The organism is Microbispora sp. CL1-1 (assembly GCF_012034195.1).
Lineage (GTDB): Bacteria > Actinomycetota > Actinomycetes > Streptosporangiales > Streptosporangiaceae > Microbispora.
The window spans coordinates 1-1,661 of record NZ_JAATEK010000117.1 but is presented as its reverse complement, the minus strand read 5'-3'; the positions used below and the strand labels follow the sequence as shown (position 1 = coordinate 1,661).

Here is a 1,661-nt window from a genome sequence, read left to right as displayed (position 1 = left end):
CCTCGGGCTTTCGCGGCGGATTTCAGTGAGCTTGATCGTTTACATGAGAAAAGTGCCTTTGAGCTGGAAGGATCGGGCTTGTCTAAGGTCCTGTCCGCACCAGTTCAGAAGGCACTTTCCAAGTGAAGACTATCGTGTCCCCGCGCAAGATCATGGTGTCCGCCGACGGCTCGGGTCTCGTCTCCCAGGCCGGTGGACTGCTGCTGCTGGAGACGCTGCGGGTCACGGGCTTGGGCAAGGAGCTGTCGGCGCAGCTGGAACGATGGAGGCCGTCCCGGGCCGTGCACGACCCCGGCAAGATCATCGCCGATCTGGCCCTCACGCTGGCACTGGGCGGGGACTGCCTGGCCGACATCGCGATGCTGCGCACCCAGCCGGAGGTGTTCGGCTCGATCGCCTCCGATCCGACCGTGTCCCGGCTGATCGACCGCCTGGCCGCCGACCCCGTCCGCGCATTGAAGGCGATCCGCACCGCCCGCACCACAGCCCGCCAGCGGGCATGGGCCCTGGCCGGCACCCACGCCCCCGGCACCGACGGTGAACTAATCCCCCTGGACATCGACGCGACCATCGTCATCGCCCACTCCGACAAGGACCAGGCCGCGCCGACCTGGAAGAAGACCTTCGGGTTCCACCCGATGACAGTCTTCGCCGACCACGGAGCGGGTGGCGGCGGGGAACCCTTGGCGATCGTGCTGCGGCCCGGCAACGCCGGGTCCAACACCGCCGCCGACCACATCACCGCGACCCGCCTGGCACTGGCCCAGCTCCCCAAGCACCGCCGCCGTCAGGCGCTGATCCGCACCGACTCCGGCGGCGGCACCCACGAGTTCCTGTCCTGGCTGACCCGGCCCGGACGGCGGCTGTCCTACTCGATCGGGTTCACCCTCACCGAAGAGGCCCAGGCCGCGATCCTTGCTCTGCCCGAGCAGGCGTGGACGCCCGCCTACGACGCCGAGGGCCAGGTCCGGCCGGGTGCGTGGGTCGCCGAGCTCACCGGCATGGTGAAGCTGGACGGCTGGCCGAAGGGAATGCGCCTGATCGTGCGCAAGGAACGCCCGCACCCGGGCGCGCAGCTGCGCTTCACCGACATCGACGGGCACCGCTTCACCTGCTTCGTCACCAACACCAAGCGAGGTCAGCTCGCCGACCTGGAACTACGGCACCGCCGCCGCGCCCGCTGCGAAGACCGCATCCGCGCCGCCAAGGACACCGGGCTGCGCAACCTGCCCCTGCACGACTTCACCCAGAACCAGATCTGGTGCGAGATCGTCGCCCTGGCCTGCGAACTCCTCGCCTGGATGCAGATGCTCGCCCTCGACGGACCGGCCCGCCGTTACGAACCGAAACGCCTGCGGCTTCGCCTGTTCGCCGTCGCCGCCCGCCTGGTCCGCGGCGGCCGGCGCCTCCGCCTACGTGTGGCCGCATCCTGGCCCTGGGCCGGCCAACTGGTCACCGCCATCACCCGGCTCCAGGCACTACCGGCACCGACCTGACCAGCACCAAGCCGCCCCGACAACCCAGGAAGGACACCCCGCGGGCCCGTGGAACCCCGCCCACCCGGCGCGACAGCCGGGCCACCACCCTGACCACGGCCGCGATTTCACACTCCAGCCGAACCGCTCAGCAAGCCACCGGATAGGCACGAAAGATCGAGGTTA

General features: G+C 69.5%; 1 protein-coding gene. It reads left to right on the top strand.

Annotated elements, in window-relative coordinates:
• Positions 1-122: 122 nt before the first annotated feature.
• On the top strand, positions 123-1,496 hold the full coding sequence (locus HCK04_RS40165) for an IS1380 family transposase (RefSeq protein ID WP_260617572.1): 1,374 nt from the start codon (positions 123-125) through the stop codon (positions 1,494-1,496).
• Positions 1,497-1,661: the final 165 nt, after the last annotated feature.